Here is a 20,680-nt window from a genome sequence, read left to right as displayed (position 1 = left end):
AGATCCTCCCGTAAGCTCATACGTGCGGAGGGGAGTATTCCCGCTGTTTCCTGCGCGGCGTTCCCGTCAGTACGGGCCGGATCCGACCGAATTCGAATGAATTCCGCCGGACTGGCCCCGGGGCGTCGGCCCACGGGTCCCGGACACGGGCCCGCTGGTGGAAGAGACCTCCGGCAGCGATGACGCTGACCTTGTTGAGCCATCTGCCGGAGGCGTGAGCAGTAGTGGACGTTTCGTTGACCCTCTGGATGCTGACCATCGCCGGTCTCTGCATCCTCATCGGCGCCGATTTCTTCATCGGCCGCAAGCCCCACGACGTATCGATCAAGGAAGCGGGCATCTGGACGGTCGTCTGGATCGCGCTCGCCGCCCTCTTCGGCCTGGGCCTGCTGTTCTTCGGCAACGCGCAGGCGTCCGGCGAGTTCTTCGCCGGCTTCATCACCGAGAAGTCGCTCAGTGTCGACAACCTCTTCGTCTTCGTCCTGATCATGGCGAAGTTCGCGGTGCCCTCCCACCTCCAGCAGCGCGTGCTGCTCGTGGGCGTGCTGATCGCACTGGTCCTGCGTGCGATCTTCATCGCCGCCGGCGCCGCGATCATTGCCAGCTTCGCCTGGGTCTTCTACATCTTCGGCGCGTTCCTGATCTACACCGCCTGGAAGCTGATCCAGGAGGCCCGTGCCGACGAGTCGGAGGAGGACTTCGAGGAGAACCGCCTCCTGAAGTCCGTCGAGAAGAAGTTCGGCGTCGCCGACCGCTACCACGGCACCAAGCTCTTCATCCGGCAGAACGGCAAGCGCATCCTGACCCCGCTGATGGTGGTCATGCTCGCCATCGGCACCACCGACGTGCTGTTCGCCCTCGACTCCATCCCCGCGATCTTCGGTCTGACCCAGGACCCGTACATCGTCTTCACCGCCAACGCCTTCGCCCTGATGGGCCTGCGCCAGCTGTACTTCCTCATCGGCGGCCTGCTCAAGAAGCTGGTCCACCTCAGCTACGGCCTGTCCATCATCCTCGGCTTCATCGGCGTCAAGCTGGTGCTGCACGCCCTGCACGAGTCCGGCGTCCATGTCCCGGTGATCTCCATCCCGGTCTCCCTCGGCGTCATCTGCGGTGTCCTGGTCATCACGACCATCACCAGCCTGATGGCCTCGAAGAAGCAGGCGGCCGCGGAGGCCGCCCGCCAGGAGACGGAGAGCGTCGAGGCGTAACCGGCACCCGTCCCACACGGGGCAATGCCGACGAGCGCGAGGCCGGCCGGGAACGCACACCCGGCCGGCCCCGGCGCGTTCGGAGTCAGGCGGGGCCGAGGCCGATGATGCGCTCCGGTACTTCGCGCAGGCTGCTCAGGATCTTCGTCACGTTACCCGCGAGCCCCTGGGCGTCCTCGTCCTCCAGCGCATGGTCGAGACCGGCGAGGGTCGCACGCTCGGACATTTCCTCGAGGTGGCCGGGCAGTGCACGGACGGCCGCCCGTATGGCGGCGATCTGGTGTTCCAGATCGGTCCGCAACCGGCGCAGCGCGTCCATGTCGGATTCCTCGGCCGCCTCGGTCGGGGCAGCCGGATCCACGATGGTGCTCTCGGGAACACCGGAGTCGGTGGGCGGCTCCCCGTCCTCGTGGTCCCTCCAGGCGTCCGAGGCAGCTCGTGAACCGCGCGGGCGGGTGCCGGACTCCTTGGTGAAGGTCCGGTTGAACCAGGCGCGGGTGGCGCGTTTGTCGATGGGCGCGCCGTTCTCGTCGACCTGCATGGGAGGGCGGTCGCCCTCGTCCATGGCGACGGCCAGTTCCCGGAGCAGCCCGATGGCCTGGACCCGGTTCATGCGCATCGCGTGGATGCTGTTGGTGACGCTGCGGCGGACCTTGTCGGCCTGCACGCCGTCGTCGTCGATCTTCTGGCCGGCGATGGATCCGCGGTCGGCGTCGATGATGTCGAACGCCGCGAGCCAGTGCGGTGCCCGGTAGGCGAGCAGCTCCTCGAAGGCGTCCTGATCGCTCTCCGCAGTGTCCAGCAGCTGACGCAGCGGTCGGCCCGAAAGCGTGATCCCCTGTGTTCCGGTGTTGCGGGGGAGCACCTCGGCGACGCGCGGGTTCCACGGATGCGGATACGACTCCGACGTCAGGGCTGACCAGGCACGGACGCGCCGGTTCACGTCCTTCAGGCTGAGCTGCGAGGGGGCGGGCTCGCCGAGCGCCACGCGGATCTGCCGCCGCTTGGCGCCCTGCTCCGCGGTCGGGAACAGTTCGGCGAGGATCCGCATGGAGCGCGCGTCACGGAGCTCGGACACGGACGCGTCGGCGGGGACCCCGGGCAGGGTCGTGATGGGCGCGAGGCCGGCCAGGACATCGGCGACACCGTCGTCGAGCAGTCGGTAGGCGCTGTATGCCCCGAGGACGCCACGGCCCAGGGCGCGGCCGCGATCGTTCGGCCCGAACTCCAGCGGTGGATGGACGTGATCTCGGCGGTTGTTTCCCTGCACGATGCGGAACAGGCGCTCGGGTGTGGGACAGCCGATGACCAGATGGCTCTCGACCGACGCGATTTCCTTGACCCGCTGGGCCGGGGTATCCGTTTCGCCGGCCTTCTCGGCCTCGGCGAAGTCGGCGTTGAGCCGCTCGGAGAACTTCTTCAGCCAGAAGGACGCATTGACGGAGATGTCCTTGCTGTTGCCGTGACCCAGTTTTCTGAAGGGGACCCCGGTGAGAACCTCGGCCGAACTGAGACCGAAGAGGTCCTGACGGTACTTGGTCCGGTTGTTCCCGCGTACGGCCATCCAGCCCCAGTAGGCCCCGGGAAACCTGGGCGATCCGTCGGGCAGTGCCGGGGGCTCCTCCGCGAGCGTGATGAGCTGCGGTACGTACATGCACGGTTCCACCTGGCCGTTGAGCACCAGGTCTTCCTTGAGGTCATAGCCGCGCATGTGGTCACGGTTGGTCAACGCGTTGACCGCCTGGTTCACGCAGTTGACCAAGGTTTCGCGGTCGGGTACGGAGCTCTCCAGCGCGGCGAACGTCACCTCGGAGCCGTCCTCCGTGACGCGCTTCCAGGACCGGACGGCGGCGAGTGCCCGGCCGGCCCCCTGGGCATGGGCCGGATTGACCACGGAACGCCACGAGGAACTGATCCGTTCGTTGTGCTCCCACACGATGCCGCCGACACCGTGCATGCGCACGGTCACCGTGAGGACGCGGCCCGCGTCGGTGGGAATCCACCGGTAGGTCCCGGGCCTGAGCCTCCGTACTCCGTCCGGCTCTTCGTCGGGAGCGGTGAGGGAGTCCTTGGGGCGCACGATGAACGGCGCGATCTGCTGCAACGCGCTACGGGGGGTGTTGACGCCCGGAGTGGCGAGTACTGCTTCGACCCACCTCTCCTGCCAGTCGCCGGGGGCGGGGATCGGGAAGGGGGCCAGGGGCGATGAGGACAAGGCGGTTCTCCGGATTCGACGCAGGCCGTTACGGCCGGACGCAGCCGGCGGGGGCGCGTCGGCGCGCCCCCGTCGGCCGGCGGTTACTTGGTCAGGAACAGGGCTGCGAACGCCACGAGAACGGCACCGAGGCTCGTCAGGGCGACGATGACCGGCAGCGGCCAGCTGCGGCTCTCAAGGGCGCGGAGGCGTGTTTCGTGATCGGCCACGGCCTCACTCCGGACACGGAGGGCGGCCACGGCTTCACGGAGCGAACGGAGCTCGGAGTCGTGGTCGGGGGCGGACCCCGGTGCGTAGCCGGCGGCGGGCCAGCCTGAGCCCGGATAGGGCGCCGGGACGCCCAGGGGAGCGGAATGCGGCACTGAACCGCCATTGCCGGCCGGCTCGTGGGAGCGTCCGTCGGAGATGTTCTGCATCTCGCTCTTCCTCGTTGTGACGCGTCGGTGATCGCCGACAGTCCACCGGTGCCCTGGTGGGCACCGGGGAGTTCGACGAGGACCGGACGGCACAGTGAACCGGTCGCCGTCGATGGCCGTATGGTCCGCCGGAGTGGCGTAACGCCGGACAACGACCGCCCTCGGTCCTCCCCCGTGCACATCCTCGGCGTCAGGCCGCTGCTTCCCTCGGGACCGGCGTGCCGCATGGAGGACCACCCTTCCCCGAAAGCCGGTAAAGGGCGCATGAGTTCAGCCCGACACGGGCGTGCTCCAGATCTACGGATACCGCAGCGACGGATGTGGTCGCCGGGTTTTCGGGAGATTCATGCGGCGGCCGGCTCCGTGGCAGCTCGTGCGACGACCGCCGGGCTGGTTTCCGGCAGGAGCGCGAAGCAGCCGAGGCTGAGCAGGGCCACCCCCACCAGATACGCCGCCACCCCCCACGGCGGCCCCGAGCCGCCCGCCAGCGCCGTCGCCACGACCGGCGTGAGCGCGCCCCCGATCACGCCGCCCAGGTTGTACCCGACGGCCGCCCCGGTGCAGCGGATCCGGGGCTCGTACAGCTCCGGGAGGTACGCCCCCACCACCGCGAACATCGTCACCATGCCGAGCAGCGCCCCGGTGAAGCCCAGGGTCATCAGCACCGGGTCGGCGGTCCCGAGCAGGGCGACGAAGGGGAACATCCACAGCGCGGAGGCCGTACAGCCCACCAGGCACAGCGGACGCCGTCCGTAGCGGTCACCGAGGACCGCGATCAGCGGGGTGACCAGCCCCATCACCGCCACGCCGATCATGATGCAGGCCAGCATCACCGTACGGTCCACCCGCAGGTGCTCGGTGGCGTACGCCAGCGACCAGGTGGTCACGGCGTAGAACACCGCGTACCCCACGGCCAGTGCCCCGCCGCTGAACAGCAGCAGCCGCCAGTGCCCGCGGGCGACGTCGGCCAGCGGCGCGTTCGCGGTCTCCCGGCGCTCGGCGAGCTCCCGGAACCGCGGGGTCTCCTCGACCGCGTGCCGCAGCCACAGGCCGGCCAGCGCCAGCAGGCCCGCCGCCCAGAAGGGGACCCGCCAGCCCCAGGAGGCGAACTGCGCGTCGGTCAGTCCGGCCGACAGCCCGAGGGTGATCCCGTTGGCCAGCAGGAAGCCGACCGGCGGGCCGATCTGCGGGAAGCTCGCCCACAGCCCGCGCCGGTGTTCCGGGGCGTGCTCCGCCGTCACCAGCACCGCACCGCCCCATTCGCCGCCCAGCCCCAGCCCCTGGAGGAAGCGGAGCAGCACCAGCAGTACGGGGGCGGCCGCGCCGATGCTCGCGTACGTGGGCACGCAGCCGACCGCGACGGTGGCCAGGCCGGTGAGCAGCAGCGACACCAGGAGCACCGGGCGCCGGCCGTGGCGGTCGCCGATGTGGCCGAAGACGGCGGAGCCGAGGGGGCGGGCGACGAAGCCGACGCCGAAGGTGGCGAAGGCCGCGAGGGTGCCGGCCAGCGGCGAGAAGGTCGGGAAGAAGAGCGGACCGAGGACCAGGGCGGCCGCGGTCCCGTAGACGAAGAAGTCGTAGAACTCGATGGCGGTGCCGGCCAGTGAGGCCGAGGCGATCCGGAGCATCGAGGGCCGGGGCGGGGTGGGGGATCCGGGCGCGGTGGGGGAGCCGGGCGGAGTGGGGGAGCCGGGCGGGGAGTGATCGACGTGCATGGAGGTCCACCTACCCCTTCCCCCGCGGCCCGGCGGCACGTTCGGCCGTCCTCGACCGGAAGGAGTGCACCGTATCCCGGGGTTGACGGGGGACCGTCGGCTTCCCGCCATGCCCGCGCGCCCGCCGCCGGGGTGCTCGGCGCAGGGGTGCTCGCGGCCGGTCCGCCCGCCGTACGGACGGGGCGGACCGGCCGGCCGGCTCACCAGCCGCGCTCGTGCCACTCCGCGAGGTGCGGGCGCTCGGCGCCGAGGGTGGTGTCGTTGCCGTGGCCGGGGTAGACCCAGGTCTCGTCGGGCAGCTGCCCGAAGATCTTCTCCTCCACGCCCTTGATCAGGCTCGCGAAGGCGGCCTTGTCGCCCCAGGTGTTGCCGACGCCGCCCGGGAAGAGGCAGTCGCCGGTGAACACGTGCGGGTGCCCGTGCGGGTCGTCGTAGACCAGGGCGATCGAGCCGGGGGTGTGGCCGACCAGGTGGCGGGCGGTCAGGGTGACCCGTCCGACGGTGATGGTGTCCCCGTCCTCCACCGCGACGTCGGTCGCCACCGGGATCCCCTCGGCGTCGTACCGGCCGGCGTACGTCCGCGCGCCGGTGGCCTCGACCACCTCCTGGAGGGCGCCCCAGTGGTCGCCGTGCCGGTGGGTGGTGACCACCGACGCGATGCCGCTGTCGCCGATCAGGCTCAGCAGGGTGTGCGGCTCCGCGGCCGCGTCGATCAGCAGCTGCTCGTCGGTCGCCCGGCAGCGCAGCAGGTAAGCGTTGTTGTTCATGGGGCCCACGGCGACCTTGGAGATCATCAGGTCCGTGAGTTCGTGTACGTCGGCCGGACCGCCGACCTTGACCGCTCCGCTGTACGTCATGATCCGATCCTAGAGCGGCGGGAGGGCGGGCAGGGGCCCTTCGGACGTGGTCAGGGAGGCGCCCTTGTCGGCGCGGCCGGAAAGCCATGCCAGCAGCTGCGCCGACGTGCCGCGGACGGTGACCTGCGGATCGCCCGCGGAGCCGGTGCGCCAGCTGCCGCCGTCCGAGGCGATCAGCTCGGCGGGCGGGACCTCCGGGCGGCCCGACCAGCGGTCGGCGAGGAAGTCGATCTCGCGCGCGGTGAACTCGGCCGGCAGGTCCTCCAGCTCGTAGCCGATGCCGAGGTCGACGTGGTGCAGCTCCACCTCCACCAGCCGCCGGAAGGGCACCCGCGCGGCGCTGTCGGTGACCCCGTTGCGCAGCTCCACGGTGCGCGACCAGTCGGCCGGGCGGTCGGTCACGGCCACGAAACCGGCCGCGGAATGCTTCAGGTCCGCGAGCTGTTCTTGCAACGGACGGACGGAGTCGCGCTCGATGTCCGCGTCGCGCGCGTCGGCGCTCGGGTACATGGGGCGGCCCTCGAAGACGTTGACGAGGGCGTCCGCGTTGCGGGCGAGGTGGGCGAGGATGTGGCCCCGGGTCCAGCCGGGCAGCCGTGACGGCTCGGCCAGGGTTCCGTTGTCCAGTTTGGCGACCGCGGTCAGCAGCCGATCGGTGGCTTCCTGCAGGGTGGCCAGGTCACGCACATGATCAATCATGAGGGCGACGATAGCGCCGCCACTCCTTCGGGTGAAGGACGACACCGGAGACCGTAAATCGAATGCACGTGCTATACGCTCGATAGTCGAAAGGCCAGAAACGACTCCGTGGCGCCCCCCTACGCTGGGACGCTCTCTCAAGAAAGGTGCGGACCGGCGTGACCGACCGTCTCATCGTTCGTGGCGCTCGCGAGCACAACCTGAAGAACGTCTCGCTCGACCTGCCCCGCGACTCCCTGATCGTCTTCACCGGCCTGTCCGGATCGGGCAAGTCCTCGCTGGCCTTCGACACCATCTTCGCGGAGGGCCAGCGCCGCTACGTGGAGTCGCTGTCCTCGTACGCGCGCCAGTTCCTGGGCCAGATGGACAAGCCCGACGTCGACTTCATCGAGGGCCTCTCCCCGGCGGTCTCGATCGACCAGAAGTCGACCTCGCGCAACCCGCGCTCCACCGTCGGCACCATCACCGAGGTCTACGACTACCTCCGCCTGCTGTTCGCCCGCATCGGCAAGCCGCACTGCCCGGAGTGCCGCCGCCCGATCTCCCGGCAGTCGCCGCAGGCGATCGTCGACAAGGTGCTGGCGCTGCCCGAGGGCAGCCGCTTCCAGGTGCTGTCGCCGCTGGTGCGCGAGCGCAAGGGCGAGTTCGTCGACCTCTTCGCCGACCTGCAGACCAAGGGCTACAGCCGGGCCCGGGTGGACGGCGGGACCATCCAGCTCTCCGAGCCGCCGACGCTGAAGAAGCAGGAGAAGCACACCATCGAGGTGGTCGTCGACCGCCTCACGGTGAAGGAGAGCGCCAAGCGTCGCCTCACCGACTCCGTGGAGACCGCGCTCGGCCTGTCCGGCGGCATGGTCATCCTCGACTTCGTCGACCTCGCCGAGGACGACCCCGAGCGTGAGCGGATGTACTCCGAACACCTCTACTGCCCCTACGACGACCTGTCCTTCGAGGAACTGGAGCCGCGCTCCTTCTCCTTCAACTCGCCCTTCGGCGCCTGCCCCGACTGCACCGGCATCGGCACGCGGATGGAGGTCGACCCGGAGCTCATCGTCCCCGACGAGGACAAGTCCCTGGACGAGGGCGCCATCTCGCCGTGGTCGCTCGGCCACACCAAGGACTACTTCCAGCGGCTCGTCGGAGCCCTCGCCGGCGAGCTGGGATTCCGTACGGACATCCCCTGGGCCGGACTGCCGCAGCGCGCCCGGAAGGCCCTGCTGCACGGGCACCGGACGCAGATCGAGGTCCGGTACCGCAACCGGTACGGCCGTGAGCGGGCCTACACCACCGCCTTCGAGGGCGCCGTGCCGTTCGTCAAGCGGCGGCACTCGGAGGCCGAGAGCGACGCCAGCCGCGAGCGCTTCGAGGGCTACATGCGCGAGGTGCCCTGCCCGACCTGTGAGGGCTCCCGGCTGAAGCCGATCGTGCTCGCCGTCACGGTGATGGAGAAGTCCATCGCCGAGGTCTCCGGGATGTCGATCAGCGAGTGCGCCGAGTTCCTCGGCGAACTGAAGCTGGACGCCCGGGACAAGAAGATCGCCGAGCGGGTGCTCAAGGAGGTCAACGAGCGGCTGCGCTTCCTGGTCGACGTCGGCCTGGACTACCTCTCCCTCAGCCGCGCGGCCGGCACCCTGTCCGGCGGCGAGGCCCAGCGCATCCGGCTGGCCACGCAGATCGGCTCCGGCCTGGTGGGCGTGCTCTACGTCCTGGACGAGCCCTCGATCGGCCTGCACCAGCGCGACAACCACCGGCTGATCGAGACCCTGGTGCGGCTGCGGGACATGGGCAACACCCTGATCGTCGTCGAGCACGACGAGGACACCATCAAGGTGGCCGACTGGGTCGTGGACATCGGCCCCGGCGCCGGTGAGCACGGCGGCAAGATCGTGCACAGCGGCTCCCTGAAGGAACTGCTGGCGAACGGCGAGTCCATGACCGGGCAGTACCTGTCCGGGAAGAAGGAGATCGCCATCCCGGACATCCGCCGGCCGGTCAACGGCGAGCGGAAGCTGGTCGTCCGGGGCGCCAAGGAGAACAACCTCCAGGACATCGACGTGGCCTTCCCGCTGGGCGTGTTCACCGCGGTGACGGGCGTCTCCGGCTCGGGCAAGTCCACCCTGGTCAACGACATCCTGTACACGCACCTGGCGCGCGAGCTGAACGGCGCGCGGTCCGTGCCGGGCCGGCACACCCGGGTCGACGGCGACGACCTGGTCGACAAGGTCGTGCACGTGGACCAGTCGCCGATCGGCCGCACCCCGCGCTCCAACCCGGCGACGTACACCGGCGTCTTCGACAACATCCGCAAGCTGTTCGCGGAGACGATGGAGGCGAAGGTGCGGGGCTACCTCCCCGGCCGCTTCTCCTTCAACGTCAAGGGCGGCCGGTGCGAGAACTGCTCCGGTGACGGCACCATCAAGATCGAGATGAACTTCCTGCCGGACGTGTACGTCCCCTGCGAGGTCTGCCACGGGGCGCGCTACAACCGGGAGACGCTGGAGGTCCACTACAAGGGCAAGTCCATCGCCGAGGTGCTGGACCTGCCGATCGAGGAGGCGCTGGGCTTCTTCGAGGCGGTGCCGACGATCGCGCGGCACCTGCGCACGCTGACCGAGGTGGGTCTGGGATACGTCCGGCTGGGCCAGTCGGCGCCCACGCTCTCCGGCGGTGAGGCGCAGCGCGTGAAGCTCGCCTCGGAGCTCCAGAAGCGGTCCACGGGCCGCACGGTCTACGTGCTGGACGAGCCGACCACCGGTCTGCACTTCGAGGACATCTCGAAGCTGATCAAGGTCCTGTCGGGGCTGGTGGACAAGGGCAACTCGGTGATCGTCATCGAGCACAACCTGGACGTCATCAAGACCGCGGACTGGGTCATCGACATGGGCCCGGAGGGTGGTTACGGCGGCGGTCTGGTGGTGGCCGAGGGCACCCCCGAGGAGGTCGCCGCGGTCGGCGCCAGCCACACCGGCAAGTTCCTGCGGGACATCCTGGGCGCGGACCGCGTCCTGGACTCCGTCCCGGCCCCGTCCACCCGCCGCACCGCCGCGAAGCAGACCACGGCGGCGAAGAAGACGGCGGCGGCGAAGGCACCCGCGGCGAAGAAGGCGGCCGCCGCGAAGAAGGCCGCCCCGGCCAAGAAGACCGCGGCGCGCGCCCGCAAGGCGTAAGCCGCACGGCCGGACGGGCAGGGCGGGGCGGACTTCCGCCCGGGCCTGCCCGTCCGGCCGCCCGCGGCCCCGCCCGCGCCGGCGCGGGCCGTGTCGTCGAGCCCCGTCCGGCCCTAGGCCGCCACGCCCACCGCCCTCCGGGCAGTGGCCGGATCGGTCAGCGAGACCAGCAGTGCGTCCGCCACGTCCGCGCGGGAGATGGTGCGCCCACCGCGCACGTTCCCGCCGATGGCCCGGCGGTACGCGCCGGTCCGCGGCTTGTCCAGCAGCTTCGGCGGCCGGACCACCGTCCACTCCGTACGGCTCGCGCCCATCGCCGCTTCCATCACCGCGAGATCGGCGTAGAGGTCCCGCAGCAGTCGGCGCAGCAGCGGGAAGACCACGGCACGGGTCACCACGGACTCGCCGTCCGGCAGCGGGCCGACCGGGGCGGCGCTGACGGCGGAGAGCCGCCGCACCCCCGCCCGGTCCATGGCGGAGACGATCGCGCTCAGCGCCGGTCCGGCGATCGGGGCCTCCCTGGCCTGTTTGTTGCTCGCCGCGCCCAGCGCCGAGACCACCGCGTCCCGGCCGGTCAGGACCGGGAGCAGTGCCTCCTCGTCCGTGAGGTCGCGTACGACGGCCACGTCCAGGCGGTCGTGCGGAGGTACGTCCAGCCGTGCCGGGTCGCGGACCACTGCGGTCACCTCGTGCCCCGCGGCCAGCGCCTGCCGCACGACCTCGTGCCCGACGCCGCCGGTGGCTCCGAAGACAGTCAGCCTCATGGTGATCCGTCCTTCCTGGTCCTCGCGAGAGGGTGGGTGAGCATTCACTCACCTCCGGATGAGGCTATGGTGAGTGAATGCTCACCCCCTCGTCAAGCGGACAGCCGGCGCGGCCCACCCCCCAGCGGATCCTGGACGCCGCCGAGAAGCTGATGCGCACCGTCGGCCTCGCCAACACCACCACCAAGGCCATCGCCCGCGAAGCCGGCTGCTCCGAGGCCGCGCTCTACAAGCACTACACGAACAAGGAAGAGCTGTTCGTGCGCGTGCTCCTTGAGCGCACCCCCAATGCCGGGCCGCTGCTGGCCGCGCTGGCCGCAGAACCGGGAGAGCGGACCGTCGAGGAAGGGCTGGCCGCCATCGCCCGGCACGCGTCGCTCTTCTACGCCGACGCCATGCCCATGGCCGCGTCCCTGTTCGCCGAACCCGTCCTGCTGACCCGCCACCGGGAGGGCGTGCGGAAGGCCGGGGCCGGTCCGCACGTGGTGCTGGAGGCCCTGGTCGCCCACCTCGAGCGGGGGCGGGCCCGAGGGATGACCGCCCCCGACGCCGACCCGCGCGCCGCGGCCGCACTGCTGCTGGGGGCCTGCTTCCAGCGGGCCTTCTTCCTGCACTTCTCCGGCGAGGACACGGTCGAGCCGGTCGACGACTTCGCGACCGCCGTCGCCCGCACGGTCTGGGCCGCTATCCGCTGAGCTCGTGCGCGAACGGCGGCTGCGCACCGGCCCGGGTGCAGGTCAGGGCCGCTGCGCGGGCCGCGTACGACAGGGCGGCGGGCCAGTCGGCGAGGTCCGTCCCGGTCTCCGCCAGCCGGTGCAGAAGGGCCGCGTTCACCGTGTCCCCGGCCCCGATCGTGTCCGCCACCCGTACCCGCTCCGCCGGTACGGAGTGCTCCTCGCCGGCCGCGGTGCGGACCGTCAGCCCTGCCGCGCCCCGGGTCAGCACCACCGCCGAGGCCCCGGCCGACAGCCAGTCCTCCGGCCGGCCGCCCAGCCAGGCCGCGTCCTCCTCCGAGAGCTTCAGCACGGACACGTACGGCAGCCACGACCGGAAGCGGGAACGGTACGCCTCGGGGTCGGCGATCAGCGCCGGGCGGATGTTCGGGTCCAGCAGGGTGAGCAGGCCGTGCGCCGACTCCCGGCGCAGCAGCGCCTCGTAGGCGCTCGCACCCGGCTCCAGCACCAGCGAGCAGGTGCCCAGGGCCAGCGCGCGGGTCCCGGCGGGAAGCTCCCCCGGCAGCGCGAACAGCCGGTCCGCCGTGCCCTGCGTGTAGAAGCCGTACGCCGCCGACCCGTCGGGCCCAAGCGAGGGCACGGCCAGCGTGGTCGGCTCGGGCCCGCGCTGCACCAGGGACAGGTCCACCCCCGCCGCCCTCAGCCCGGACAGCAGGGTCTCCCCGAAGCCGTCGGTGGACACCCGCGAGCAGAAGGCGGCCTTCGCGCCGAGCCGGCCCAGGGCCAGCGCGGTGTTGTACGGGCCGCCGCCCGGCCGGGGCAGCAGAGCGCCGGCCGGCCGGTCCGCCGGCACCAGATCGATCAGGGCCTCACCACCGACGACAATCACACCGGGGAACGTACCGCACGGGACGGGCGGAGCGGAGGGACAGGTACCGCCGCCGGGCGGCGCGGCCGGCGCACGTATCGTCGGGGTGTCCGCGCACTGCCGTTGCACGTTCAGCCGTTCGGTTGTCCAGCCGTCCAGCCGTCCAGCCGTCCAGCCGTCCGGTTGTCCGGCCTTTTCGTCGATTCGCCGTTTCGCCGTTCCACCGGGAGATCCCATGCCGTCGCAGCCTGCCGCCCGCCGCACCGTGCTCAAGGGTGCCGCCGCCCTTGCGGGAACCGTCGGCGCCGGCGCGGCCCTGACCGCCTGCTCCACCGCGACCGACAGCGGCGGCCGTACGCCCGCCACCCCCACCGCGCCCGTGGAGGTGGGCGCGGCGGCCGAGGTCCCGGTCGGCGGAGCGAAGCTGTTCCGCGAGAAGAAGCTCCTGGTCAGCTGCCCGGCCGAGGGCCAGTACAAGGCGTTCAGCGCCCAGTGCACGCACGCCGGCTGCATCCTCGACAAGATCGAGGGCGACGAGGCGAACTGCCCCTGCCACAAGAGCCGCTTCGACGTCGGCACCGGCAAGGTGCTGAGCGGCCCGGCGAGCGACCCGCTGCCGGCCGTCCCGGTTCGCGTCGAGGGCGGCAAGCTCATCGCCGGCTAGGCCGGCCCCGTTCATCGCCCGCCGGCCGGACCGGCCACCGCCGGTCAGGCCGGAAAGGACACCCCCGCACCGGGTGCGCCCGCCGGCCGCCGCTGCCGGAACGCCCGCTCGTCGGCGTCCGCCAGCCAGAACCAGACGGGCGGCAGCACCAGTTCGATCACGGTCAGCGCCACCTGGAACGGGTGCGGCCACCCGTGCACGGCCAGGGACACCAGCCGCCCCGCGCCGCCCAGCAGGAACACCGCCGCGAGCCACCGCACCACGCGCGCCGGAACGGGCTCCTGCCGGGCGGCCCACAGCCACGCCAGCCCGTACCCGGCGAAGACCGCGCCGAAGAACCGGCCCAGGCTGTCCACGGTGGGGCCGGCACCGGCCTCTCCCGGGATCGCCGCATTGCCCGCGAGCACGTGCAACAGCCCGATCGCCGTGCAGGCGAGGCCCGTCGCCCACGCCAGTCCCCGAAGTGCTCCGGCCATGACTCCACCCCACTTGGTTGACATGCGTCTACTTGTCTCCAGGGTACGGGCCCTTGGTAGACACATGTCAAGTAAGCTGTGCGGATGCCGCCCCGCCGACGCCTGACACCCGCCGACCGCCGTGCCCAGCTGCTCGCCGTCGGCGCCCGGCTCTTCGCCGCCGCCCCCTACGACGACGTGCTGATGGAGGACGTGGCCGCGCGGGCCGGGGTGTCCCGCGCCCTGCTGTACAAGCACTTCCCGAGCAAGCACGCCCTCTTCGCGGCGGTCTACGGACAGGCGGCCGACCGGCTCCTGGAGGCGACCCGGCTCGACCCCGGCGCCACGCTCGTCGACCAGCTCACCCAGGGCCTGGACGCCCACCTCGACTACTTCACCGCCAACCGGCACGCCGTCCTGGCCGCGAACCGGGTGCTGGCCGGCGACCCGGTCATCCAGACGATCATGACGAACGAACTCGACGCCCTGCGCTCACGCCTGCTCGGTGTGCTGCCGCTCGCGGACGGGCGCACCCGCGACGCCGTCTCCGCGGCGCTGAAGGCATGGCTCGTGTTCGTCCAGGTGCTGTGCGTGGACTGGCTCACCCGTGAGACCTGCACCCGCACCGAGCTGCGGGACACCTGCATCGGTGCGGCGGTCGGCGCACTGCGGCCCCTGCTCCCCGCGGACCCGGCTCCGGAGTGGTCCTGATCGAAAAGGCCCGGCCCGGTCCCCGGTCCCGGTCCCCGGTCCCGGTCCCCGGTCCCGGTCCCCGGTCCCGGTCCCCGGTCCCGGTCCCCGGTCCCGGTCCTCGGTTCGGGTCCTGGGTCCCGGTCCTGGGTCCCGGTCCTAGGCCCAGTCCCAGCCGATGCCCAGGATGCCGCGGCGCACGTCCTGGTCCACCAGGTGCACGCTGCGGTGCGGGCCGTTCGCCGTGAGCTCGGCCAGGCCGGTCCGGGCACCCCCCGGACCCGACTGGCGGAAGCGCACGCAGCGCACCGGCAGGGCCGCCTCGTCGAAGCGGACCTGGAGCACGTACTGCCCGCCGGTGTAGCCGAAGCCGCGCAGGTACTCGCCGCTCGTCCCGCCGGTCCCGTCCTCGAAGCCGTAGCCGAAGACGTACGTGTCCCCACTGCGCAGCCGGGCGTCGAAGAGCAGCTCGGCCACCACCACCCCGGCTTCCCGGTGCCAGCGGACCCGCCCGGTCCGGCAGTTCTCCCGGGCCCGCACCCGCACCCGGGAGGGGTCGCAGCCGGGGTCCCCGTGGTGGACGGCCAGGTACCGGTCGACCCCGTCGCGGTGGGCCCGTACGACGTGCTGGGAGTCGCGCCCCCGGAGCTCGCGGAGCGGGCCGATCCGCACCTGCTCGTGGTGCCCCAGGGTGTGCAGTCCGCCGTCGGCGGGCAGCCCCAGCCCGCCCAGCAGCTCCTCCACGGCGGCGCCGACCCCGAGCAGCGCCCGGTACGGGCGGGCGGCCGGGCGCGCCGGGGCGGCGGGACCGCCCTGCGGTGACAGCAGCCGGAGCAGCGACCCGGCGGGCAGCTCCAGGATCTCCTCCAGGGCGCGGACCGCCCGGAAGGACTCGGGACGCCGTGGCCGCCGGGCGCCCTGCTGCCAGTAACTCAGGCTGGTCACCCCGAGCTTGATGCCGCGCAGGGCGAGCCGGTGCCGGACCCGGTGCAGCGGGAGCCGGCGCGCGGCGATGGCGGCGCGCAGGGCCGCGTGGAAGGGGCCGGCCCGGAGCACCCGGGCGAGTGCGTCGCGGTCCCCGGGCGACGGGTCCCGGTCCTCGGCGGTCCCTGGCATGGCGGCTCCGGCTCCTCATGTGAACGTTCACGCCGGGTGGTGCGGGAGTGTGCGCCGGTGGCGCCGGGGCCCCAGGTGGTGGGGCGGCGCGCATTCACACCACGGGCCGCTGCGTTCACACCGCAGTGTCACCGCGTATTGAAGCGTGTTGACCTGGTCGCGACAACACCCTGATGCTCTCGTGCACAGCGTCCGGACGCGCTCCTCTCCATCCCCGCCCCCCCGGCCCCACCGGGGGACCCCCACACGGGAGGAACGCGATGCTCACCCGAAACAGGCGGCTCTCGCCGGCTGCCTTCGCAACGACCCTGCTCCTCGCCCTGCTCTTCGCGCTGCCCGCCGGCACGGCCACGGCGGCGTCCGCCACCGCCACCGCCATCGGTTCCGCCGTTCCCGCCGCCGTTCCCGCTGCCGGTTCCGCCGTCACCGCCGCCGGCGGGGCCGGGCAGGACGGGGCGCTCGCCTGGAAGCGGCTGGACATCACCATGCAGGCCCAGCAGAAGACCAACTGGTGCTGGGCGGCGGGCGGCAACACCATCGCCACCTGGTTCGGCCGCACCTACAGCCAGAACCAGTTCTGCAACGCCTCCTTCAACCGCCGGCAGGGCACCGAGTGCCCCAACAACCAGGCCACGCTGGGCAACGTCCAGAACGGGCTGAGCTGGGCCGGCATCAACCCCGGCTCGTACGTGACCGGTTGGCTGCGCTACTCCACCGTACAGACCGAGATCGACGCCGGCCGGCCGGTCGAGACCCGGATCCAGTGGTCGGGCGGCGGCGGCCACATGCACGTCCTCTACGGCTACGACACCGCGAACGGCTGGGTCTACTGGGGCGACCCCTGGCCCTCCAGCGACCGCTACAACTGGGCCTCGCACGCCTGGTACGTGGACAACAGCTCCTTCTCCTGGACCCACTCGCTCTACCGGATCGGGGCGTGACCGCCATGAGCCTTCGCGCAGCCGCAACCACATCCGCAGCGGTGGTCCTCGCCGCCCTCGCCGCCGTGCCGGCCGTGGCCGGGCAGGCCGCCGCCACTCCCGTGCCGCAGCCGCAGGCCGCCACCGCGGAGAACCGGGCCCAGGCCCGCGAGGCGGCCACGGCGCCCGGCACGCTGGACACCCTGTCCCGGTTCTTCGCCCGGGAGGGCAAGGTCTCGGCGGCCGCGGCGCGGCCGAGGATCGAGGGCGAGACCATCCCCGTCCACTACCTGTCGCCCGAGTTCGTCGCGGGACGGGCCGGCGCGCCGGTGTCCCGGCTGGAGTTCCTCGTCAGCAAGGCGGTGTCGGCCGACGGGCAGCGGGCCGCCCTGTGGACGGCGAGGACGGAGGCCGGCTGGCAGGTGGTGAACATCGCCACCGGGGACGACGAGTTCCGGTACGCCGGGCTCGGCGCGCGGAAGCTGCCCGGCGGGACGGTGTTCCGCGAACCGCAGATCGACGCGTGGTACGTCGCCGGCGGCGAGCGGGTCCTGCCGCTGGACGAGGACGCGGTACGCGCGGTGGGCGAGCGCGGGACGAGCCTCGCGGCGTACCGGGCGCGGGTGGGCACGGCCTACGGCGACAAGCTGCCGGGGTCGGGGTACGCGCGGGGTGGTGAGGCGGGCGGCTACGACGCTGCCGCCGTGGCTCCCGGTGTGCCTGCGGCCGATCCGGCCGGAGCCGTGGCTGCGGGTTCCGCTTCCGGGCGGGGGGCCGGGGTGCCGATCGGCATCGGCGCGGCGATCTCCGCGGGTGCGGCTGCGTTCGCCGTGCTCGGCGTACGGCGCGTGCGCCGGGGCCGGGCCACGGCGTAGCCGCGCGGGCGGGGCGGGGACTTCCCCTCCCCGCCCCTTCCCGAAACCGGACCCGGCCCGGACCGCGCCTCAGACGCCGGCGGGGCTGAAAGAGGGGCGGCCCTGCCGTGGCGGCTCCGCCCGCAGCGCCGGGCCCGCGGCGCGTGCCGAGCGGCGCTTCCCGGCCCCGGTGGAGCGCCGCTCGGGCACCGCTCGGGCGCCGCTCAAGCGCCGGTCGGGCTGGATTGCTGCGCAAGCGCAGCCCGGCGGGCCCGGGGCGCCCCGGGCCCGTGAACCCCGGTGGCCGGAACCCGTCCCCGGAGCCCCGTTTCCGCCGGAGGCGGGCCGTGGCGCGGCCGGGAGGGGCGGGTCGGTTGTCGGTGGGCGCCAGTAGGGTGGTTGGCATGGCCGACCCTTCCAGTTACCGTCCCCAGCCGGGGCAGGTCCCCGACTCGCCGGGGGTCTACCGGTTCCGCGACGAGCACCGCCGGGTGATCTACGTCGGGAAGGCCAAGAGCCTGCGCCAGCGCCTGGCGAACTACTTCCAGGACGTGGCCGGCCTGCACCCGCGGACGGCGACCATGGTGACCACCGCCGCCTCCGTCGAGTGGACCGTGGTCTCCACCGAGGTCGAGGCGCTGCAGCTGGAGTACTCCTGGATCAAGGAGTACGACCCGCGGTTCAACGTGAAGTACCGGGACGACAAGAGCTATCCGTCCCTGGCCGTCACGCTCAACGAGGAGTTCCCCCGGGTCCAGGTCATGCGGGGGGCCAAGAAGAAGGGCGTGCGCTACTTCGGGCCGTACGCACACGCCTGGGCCATCCGCGAGACCGTCGACCTGATGCTGCGGGTCTTCCCGGTGCGGACCTGCTCCGCCGGGGTGTTCAAGCGGTCCGCGCAGATCGGACGGCCCTGCCTGCTCGGCTACATCGGCAAGTGCTCCGCGCCCTGCGTGGGCCGGGTCAGCCCCGAGGAGCACCGCGAACTCGCCGATGACTTCTGCGACTTCATGGCGGGCCGGACCGGCGCGTACCTCTCCCGGCTGGAGAAGGAGATGCACGCCGCCGCCGAGGAGATGGAGTACGAGAAGGCCGCCCGGCTGCGCGACGACATAGGGGCGCTGCGCCGCGCCATGGAGAAGAACGCGGTGGTGCTGGCCGATGCCACCGACGCCGACATCGTCGCCGTCGCCGAGGACGAGCTGGAAGCCGCCGTCCAGATCTTCCACGTCCGCGGCGGCCGGGTCCGCGGCCAGCGCGGCTGGGTCACCGACAAGGTCGAGGCCGTCGACACCGCAGGCCTGGTCGAGCACGCCCTGCAGCAGCTCTACGGAGAGGAGAGCGGCGAGAGCGTGCCCAAAGAGGTGCTGGTGCCGGCGCTCCCGGAGGACACCCCGGCCCTCTCCGAGTGGCTCGCCGCACGGCGCGGGTCCCAGGTCAGCCTGCGCATCCCGCAGCGCGGCGACAAGAAGTCGCTGATGGAGACCGTCCACCGGAACGCCCAGCAGTCCCTGGCCCTGCACAAGACCAGGCGGGCCAGCGACCTCACCACCCGTTCCCGGGCCCTGGAGGAGATCGCCGCGGCGCTGGACCTGGACGGAGCCCCGCTGCGCATCGAGTGCTTCGACATCTCCCACCTGCAGGGCGACGACGTCGTCGCCTCCATGGTCGTCTTCGAGGACGGCCTGGCCCGGAAGAGCGAGTACCGACGCTTCCAGATCAAGGGCCGTGTCGGGGACGCGCAGATCTGGCACGGCGCCGGGCAGGACGACGTACGGTCCATGCACGAAGTGGTCTCCCGGAGGTTCCGGCGCTACCTCCAGGAGAAGCTCAAGACGGGGGAGTGGAGCCCGGAGGACGGGGAGGACGCCCTTCCAGGGGAGCAGGCCCGTTCCGAGGACGACGGCCGCCCCAAGCGGTTCGCGTACCCGCCCCAGCTCGTCGTGGTCGACGGCGGGCAGCCCCAGGTCGCGGCCGCCCAGCGGGCCCTGACCGAGCTCGGCATCGACGACGTGGCCGTGTGCGGGCTGGCCAAGCGCCTGGAGGAGGTGTGGCTGCCCGGCGAGGACGACCCGGTGGTCCTGCCCCGCACCAGCGAAGGGCTCTACCTCCTGCAGCGGGTCCGTGACGAAGCGCACAGGTTCGCCATCCAGTACCAGCGCAACAAGCGCGGCAAGCGCCTCAAGGCGGGCCCGTTGGACGAGGTGCCCGGCCTCGGTGAGACCCGCAAGCAGGCACTGATCAAGCACTTCGGTTCGGTGAAGAAGCTGAGAGGGGCCACAATCGACCAGATCTGCGAGGTGCCCGGGATAGGCCGGAAGACGGCCGAGACCGTCGCCGCGGCCCTCGCAGCCGCCACCCCAGCGGGTCCTGCCGTCAACACGGCGACAGGAGAGATCATGGAGGACGAGAGGCCCGCACCCGCGGAACCCTCGTCCGAACGGGGAGCCGAACAATGACCACGCACGACGGAGACGGAGCACAGGTGAGTACGGGCACGACCATGGAGCCCGGCGAGGCCGCCGAGGCGGCCATCCCCGAGCTGGTGATCATCTCAGGCATGTCCGGAGCCGGCCGGAGCACGGCCGCCAAGTGCCTGGAGGACCTCGGCTGGTTCGTCGTGGACAACCTCCCCCCGGCCCTGATCCCCACCATGGTGGAGCTCGGCGCCCGCTCGCAGGGCAACGTGGCCCGGATCGCCGTCGTGGTCGACGTCCGCGGCCGCCAGTTCTTCGACGCCCTCCGCGAGTCCCTCGCCGACCTCGACACCCGCGGCGTCACCCGGCGCATCGTCTTCCTGGAGTCCTCCGACGAGGCCCTGGTCCGCCGCTTCGAGTCGGTCCGCCGCCCGCACCCGCTGCAGGGCGACGGCCGCATCACCGACGGCATCGCCGCCGAGCGCGACCTGCTGCGCGAGCTGCGCGGGGACGCCGACCTGGTGATCGACACCTCCAGCCTGAACGTGCACGAGCTGCGCGCCAAGATGGACGCCCAGTTCGCCGGCGACGAGGAGCCCGAGCTCCGGGCCACCGTCATGTCCTTCGGCTACAAGTACGGTCTGCCCGTGGACGCCGACCTCGTCGTGGACTGCCGCTTCATCCCCAACCCGCACTGGGTCCCCGAGCTGCGCCCCTTCACCGGTCTGCACCAGGAGGTGTCGGACTACGTCTTCGACCAGCCCGGCTCCAAGGAGTTCCTCGACCGCTACACCGAGCTGCTCCAGCTGATCGCCACCGGCTACCGCCGCGAGGGCAAGCGGTACGTGACCATCGCGGTGGGCTGCACGGGCGGCAAGCACCGCAGTGTGGCCATGTCCGAGAAGCTCGCCGCCCGCCTCGCCTCCGAGGGAGTCGAGACCGTCGTCGTACACCGGGACATGGGGCGCGAGTGACCGG

The 20,680-nt window shown here is 72.0% G+C and carries 18 protein-coding genes; 9 read left to right on the top strand and 9 right to left on the bottom strand.

Translation table 11 applies throughout. The features are described 5' to 3' along the window. Window positions 1–224: 224 nt before the first annotated feature. The gene (locus AB0O36_RS21215; protein ID WP_365112597.1) at window positions 225–1,211 is read left to right on the top strand and encodes a TerC/Alx family metal homeostasis membrane protein; all 987 of its coding nucleotides are present in this window, start codon (window positions 225–227) and stop codon (window positions 1,209–1,211) included. Window positions 1,212–1,296: 85 nt separating this feature from the next. On the opposite strand, the gene AB0O36_RS21210 is transcribed toward AB0O36_RS21215, so the two are convergent. The 5 genes from AB0O36_RS21210 to AB0O36_RS21190 form a co-directional block, all read right to left on the bottom strand. Beyond that, the gene (locus AB0O36_RS21210; RefSeq protein WP_365112594.1) at window positions 1,297–3,426 is read right to left on the bottom strand and encodes a hypothetical protein; all 2,130 of its coding nucleotides are present in this window, start codon (window positions 3,424–3,426) and stop codon (window positions 1,297–1,299) included. A gap of 83 nt (window positions 3,427–3,509) precedes the next feature. Beyond that, on the bottom strand, window positions 3,510–3,842 hold the full coding sequence (locus tag AB0O36_RS21205) for a hypothetical protein (RefSeq protein WP_365112591.1): 333 nt from the start codon (window positions 3,840–3,842) through the stop codon (window positions 3,510–3,512). A 344-nt stretch (window positions 3,843–4,186) separates the two neighbouring features. Next, window positions 4,187–5,470, bottom strand: a complete 1,284-nt coding sequence (locus tag AB0O36_RS21200; protein WP_365112661.1) for an MFS transporter — start codon at window positions 5,468–5,470, stop codon at window positions 4,187–4,189. A gap of 287 nt (window positions 5,471–5,757) precedes the next feature. Beyond that, complete coding sequence (locus AB0O36_RS21195) at window positions 5,758–6,414, bottom strand: MBL fold metallo-hydrolase (RefSeq protein WP_365112588.1); 657 nt, start codon at window positions 6,412–6,414, stop codon at window positions 5,758–5,760. A gap of 9 nt (window positions 6,415–6,423) precedes the next feature. Beyond that, complete coding sequence (locus tag AB0O36_RS21190) at window positions 6,424–7,113, bottom strand: maleylpyruvate isomerase family mycothiol-dependent enzyme (protein ID WP_365112585.1); 690 nt, start codon at window positions 7,111–7,113, stop codon at window positions 6,424–6,426. Window positions 7,114–7,271: 158 nt separating this feature from the next. On the opposite strand from AB0O36_RS21190, the gene uvrA reads away from it, so the two are divergent. Beyond that, window positions 7,272–10,280: an excinuclease ABC subunit UvrA gene (gene uvrA / locus AB0O36_RS21185; protein ID WP_365112582.1), complete on the top strand. Its 3,009-nt coding sequence runs from the start codon at window positions 7,272–7,274 to the stop codon at window positions 10,278–10,280. A gap of 113 nt (window positions 10,281–10,393) precedes the next feature. On the opposite strand, the gene AB0O36_RS21180 is transcribed toward uvrA, so the two are convergent. Next, window positions 10,394–11,044: an NAD(P)H-binding protein gene (locus tag AB0O36_RS21180; RefSeq protein WP_365112579.1), complete on the bottom strand. Its 651-nt coding sequence runs from the start codon at window positions 11,042–11,044 to the stop codon at window positions 10,394–10,396. Window positions 11,045–11,121: 77 nt separating this feature from the next. Between AB0O36_RS21180 and AB0O36_RS21175 the strand changes: the two genes are divergently transcribed. Further along, a complete protein-coding gene (locus tag AB0O36_RS21175; protein WP_365112576.1) occupies window positions 11,122–11,739 on the top strand; it encodes a TetR family transcriptional regulator in 618 nt (205 codons plus the stop codon). Here AB0O36_RS21175 and AB0O36_RS21170 read toward each other — a convergent pair. Further along, on the bottom strand, window positions 11,729–12,607 hold the full coding sequence (locus tag AB0O36_RS21170) for a carbohydrate kinase (protein ID WP_365112573.1): 879 nt from the start codon (window positions 12,605–12,607) through the stop codon (window positions 11,729–11,731). The two genes, AB0O36_RS21175 and AB0O36_RS21170, sit on opposite strands and share 11 nt — an antisense overlap. A gap of 214 nt (window positions 12,608–12,821) precedes the next feature. On the opposite strand from AB0O36_RS21170, the gene AB0O36_RS21165 reads away from it, so the two are divergent. Further along, a complete protein-coding gene (locus AB0O36_RS21165) occupies window positions 12,822–13,250 on the top strand; it encodes a Rieske 2Fe-2S domain-containing protein (RefSeq protein ID WP_365112571.1) in 429 nt (142 codons plus the stop codon). Between the two features lie 44 nt (window positions 13,251–13,294). On the opposite strand, the gene AB0O36_RS21160 is transcribed toward AB0O36_RS21165, so the two are convergent. Next, complete coding sequence (locus AB0O36_RS21160) at window positions 13,295–13,726, bottom strand: DUF4345 domain-containing protein (RefSeq protein WP_365112568.1); 432 nt, start codon at window positions 13,724–13,726, stop codon at window positions 13,295–13,297. Between the two features lie 84 nt (window positions 13,727–13,810). Between AB0O36_RS21160 and AB0O36_RS21155 the strand changes: the two genes are divergently transcribed. Continuing rightward, the gene (locus AB0O36_RS21155) at window positions 13,811–14,416 is read left to right on the top strand and encodes a TetR/AcrR family transcriptional regulator (RefSeq protein ID WP_365112565.1); all 606 of its coding nucleotides are present in this window, start codon (window positions 13,811–13,813) and stop codon (window positions 14,414–14,416) included. 138 nt (window positions 14,417–14,554) lie between these two features. Here AB0O36_RS21155 and AB0O36_RS21150 read toward each other — a convergent pair whose 3' ends face one another. Beyond that, the gene (locus AB0O36_RS21150) at window positions 14,555–15,511 is read right to left on the bottom strand and encodes a hypothetical protein (protein ID WP_365112562.1); all 957 of its coding nucleotides are present in this window, start codon (window positions 15,509–15,511) and stop codon (window positions 14,555–14,557) included. Between the two features lie 260 nt (window positions 15,512–15,771). Between AB0O36_RS21150 and AB0O36_RS21145 the strand changes: the two genes are divergently transcribed. The 4 genes from AB0O36_RS21145 to rapZ all read left to right on the top strand — a co-directional run bounded on the left by AB0O36_RS21145 (window position 15,772) and on the right by rapZ (window position 20,676). Next, window positions 15,772–16,452, top strand: a complete 681-nt coding sequence (locus tag AB0O36_RS21145; protein WP_365112559.1) for a papain-like cysteine protease family protein — start codon at window positions 15,772–15,774, stop codon at window positions 16,450–16,452. Between the two features lie 5 nt (window positions 16,453–16,457). Then, complete coding sequence (locus AB0O36_RS21140; RefSeq protein WP_365112556.1) at window positions 16,458–17,306, top strand: hypothetical protein; 849 nt, start codon at window positions 16,458–16,460, stop codon at window positions 17,304–17,306. A 383-nt stretch (window positions 17,307–17,689) separates the two neighbouring features. After that, window positions 17,690–19,744 (top strand): excinuclease ABC subunit UvrC, encoded by a 2,055-nt coding sequence (gene uvrC / locus AB0O36_RS21135; protein WP_365112553.1) that lies wholly within the window; start codon window positions 17,690–17,692, stop codon window positions 19,742–19,744. Then, entirely contained in the window at window positions 19,741–20,676 is a 936-nt protein-coding gene (gene rapZ / locus AB0O36_RS21130; protein ID WP_365112550.1) for an RNase adapter RapZ, read from the top strand. Before uvrC ends, rapZ begins: the two co-directional genes overlap by 4 nt. Window positions 20,677–20,680 lie beyond the last annotated feature (4 nt).

The sequence above is a fragment of the Streptomyces sp. NPDC089799 genome (genome assembly GCF_040684755.1).
GTDB lineage: Bacteria > Actinomycetota > Actinomycetes > Streptomycetales > Streptomycetaceae > Streptomyces.
This window is presented reverse-complemented; position numbering and strand designations above follow the sequence as displayed.

Coding starts and splice junctions, on each gene's coding strand:
- AB0O36_RS21205 (WP_365112591.1), bottom strand. CDS start 3,842: ATGCAGAACATCTCCGACGGACGCTCCCACGAGCCGGCCGGCAATGGC.
- AB0O36_RS21200 (WP_365112661.1), bottom strand. CDS start 5,470: ATGCTCCGGATCGCCTCGGCCTCACTGGCCGGCACCGCCATCGAGTTC.
- AB0O36_RS21195 (WP_365112588.1), bottom strand. CDS start 6,414: ATGACGTACAGCGGAGCGGTCAAGGTCGGCGGTCCGGCCGACGTACAC.
- AB0O36_RS21190 (WP_365112585.1), bottom strand. CDS start 7,113: ATGATTGATCATGTGCGTGACCTGGCCACCCTGCAGGAAGCCACCGAT.
- AB0O36_RS21180 (WP_365112579.1), bottom strand. CDS start 11,044: ATGAGGCTGACTGTCTTCGGAGCCACCGGCGGCGTCGGGCACGAGGTC.
- AB0O36_RS21175 (WP_365112576.1), top strand. CDS start 11,122: ATGCTCACCCCCTCGTCAAGCGGACAGCCGGCGCGGCCCACCCCCCAG.
- AB0O36_RS21165 (WP_365112571.1), top strand. CDS start 12,822: ATGCCGTCGCAGCCTGCCGCCCGCCGCACCGTGCTCAAGGGTGCCGCC.
- AB0O36_RS21160 (WP_365112568.1), bottom strand. CDS start 13,726: ATGGCCGGAGCACTTCGGGGACTGGCGTGGGCGACGGGCCTCGCCTGC.
- AB0O36_RS21155 (WP_365112565.1), top strand. CDS start 13,811: ATGCCGCCCCGCCGACGCCTGACACCCGCCGACCGCCGTGCCCAGCTG.
- AB0O36_RS21150 (WP_365112562.1), bottom strand. CDS start 15,511: ATGCCAGGGACCGCCGAGGACCGGGACCCGTCGCCCGGGGACCGCGAC.
- AB0O36_RS21145 (WP_365112559.1), top strand. CDS start 15,772: ATGCTCACCCGAAACAGGCGGCTCTCGCCGGCTGCCTTCGCAACGACC.
- AB0O36_RS21140 (WP_365112556.1), top strand. CDS start 16,458: ATGAGCCTTCGCGCAGCCGCAACCACATCCGCAGCGGTGGTCCTCGCC.
- uvrC (WP_365112553.1), top strand. CDS start 17,690: ATGGCCGACCCTTCCAGTTACCGTCCCCAGCCGGGGCAGGTCCCCGAC.
- rapZ (WP_365112550.1), top strand. CDS start 19,741: ATGACCACGCACGACGGAGACGGAGCACAGGTGAGTACGGGCACGACC.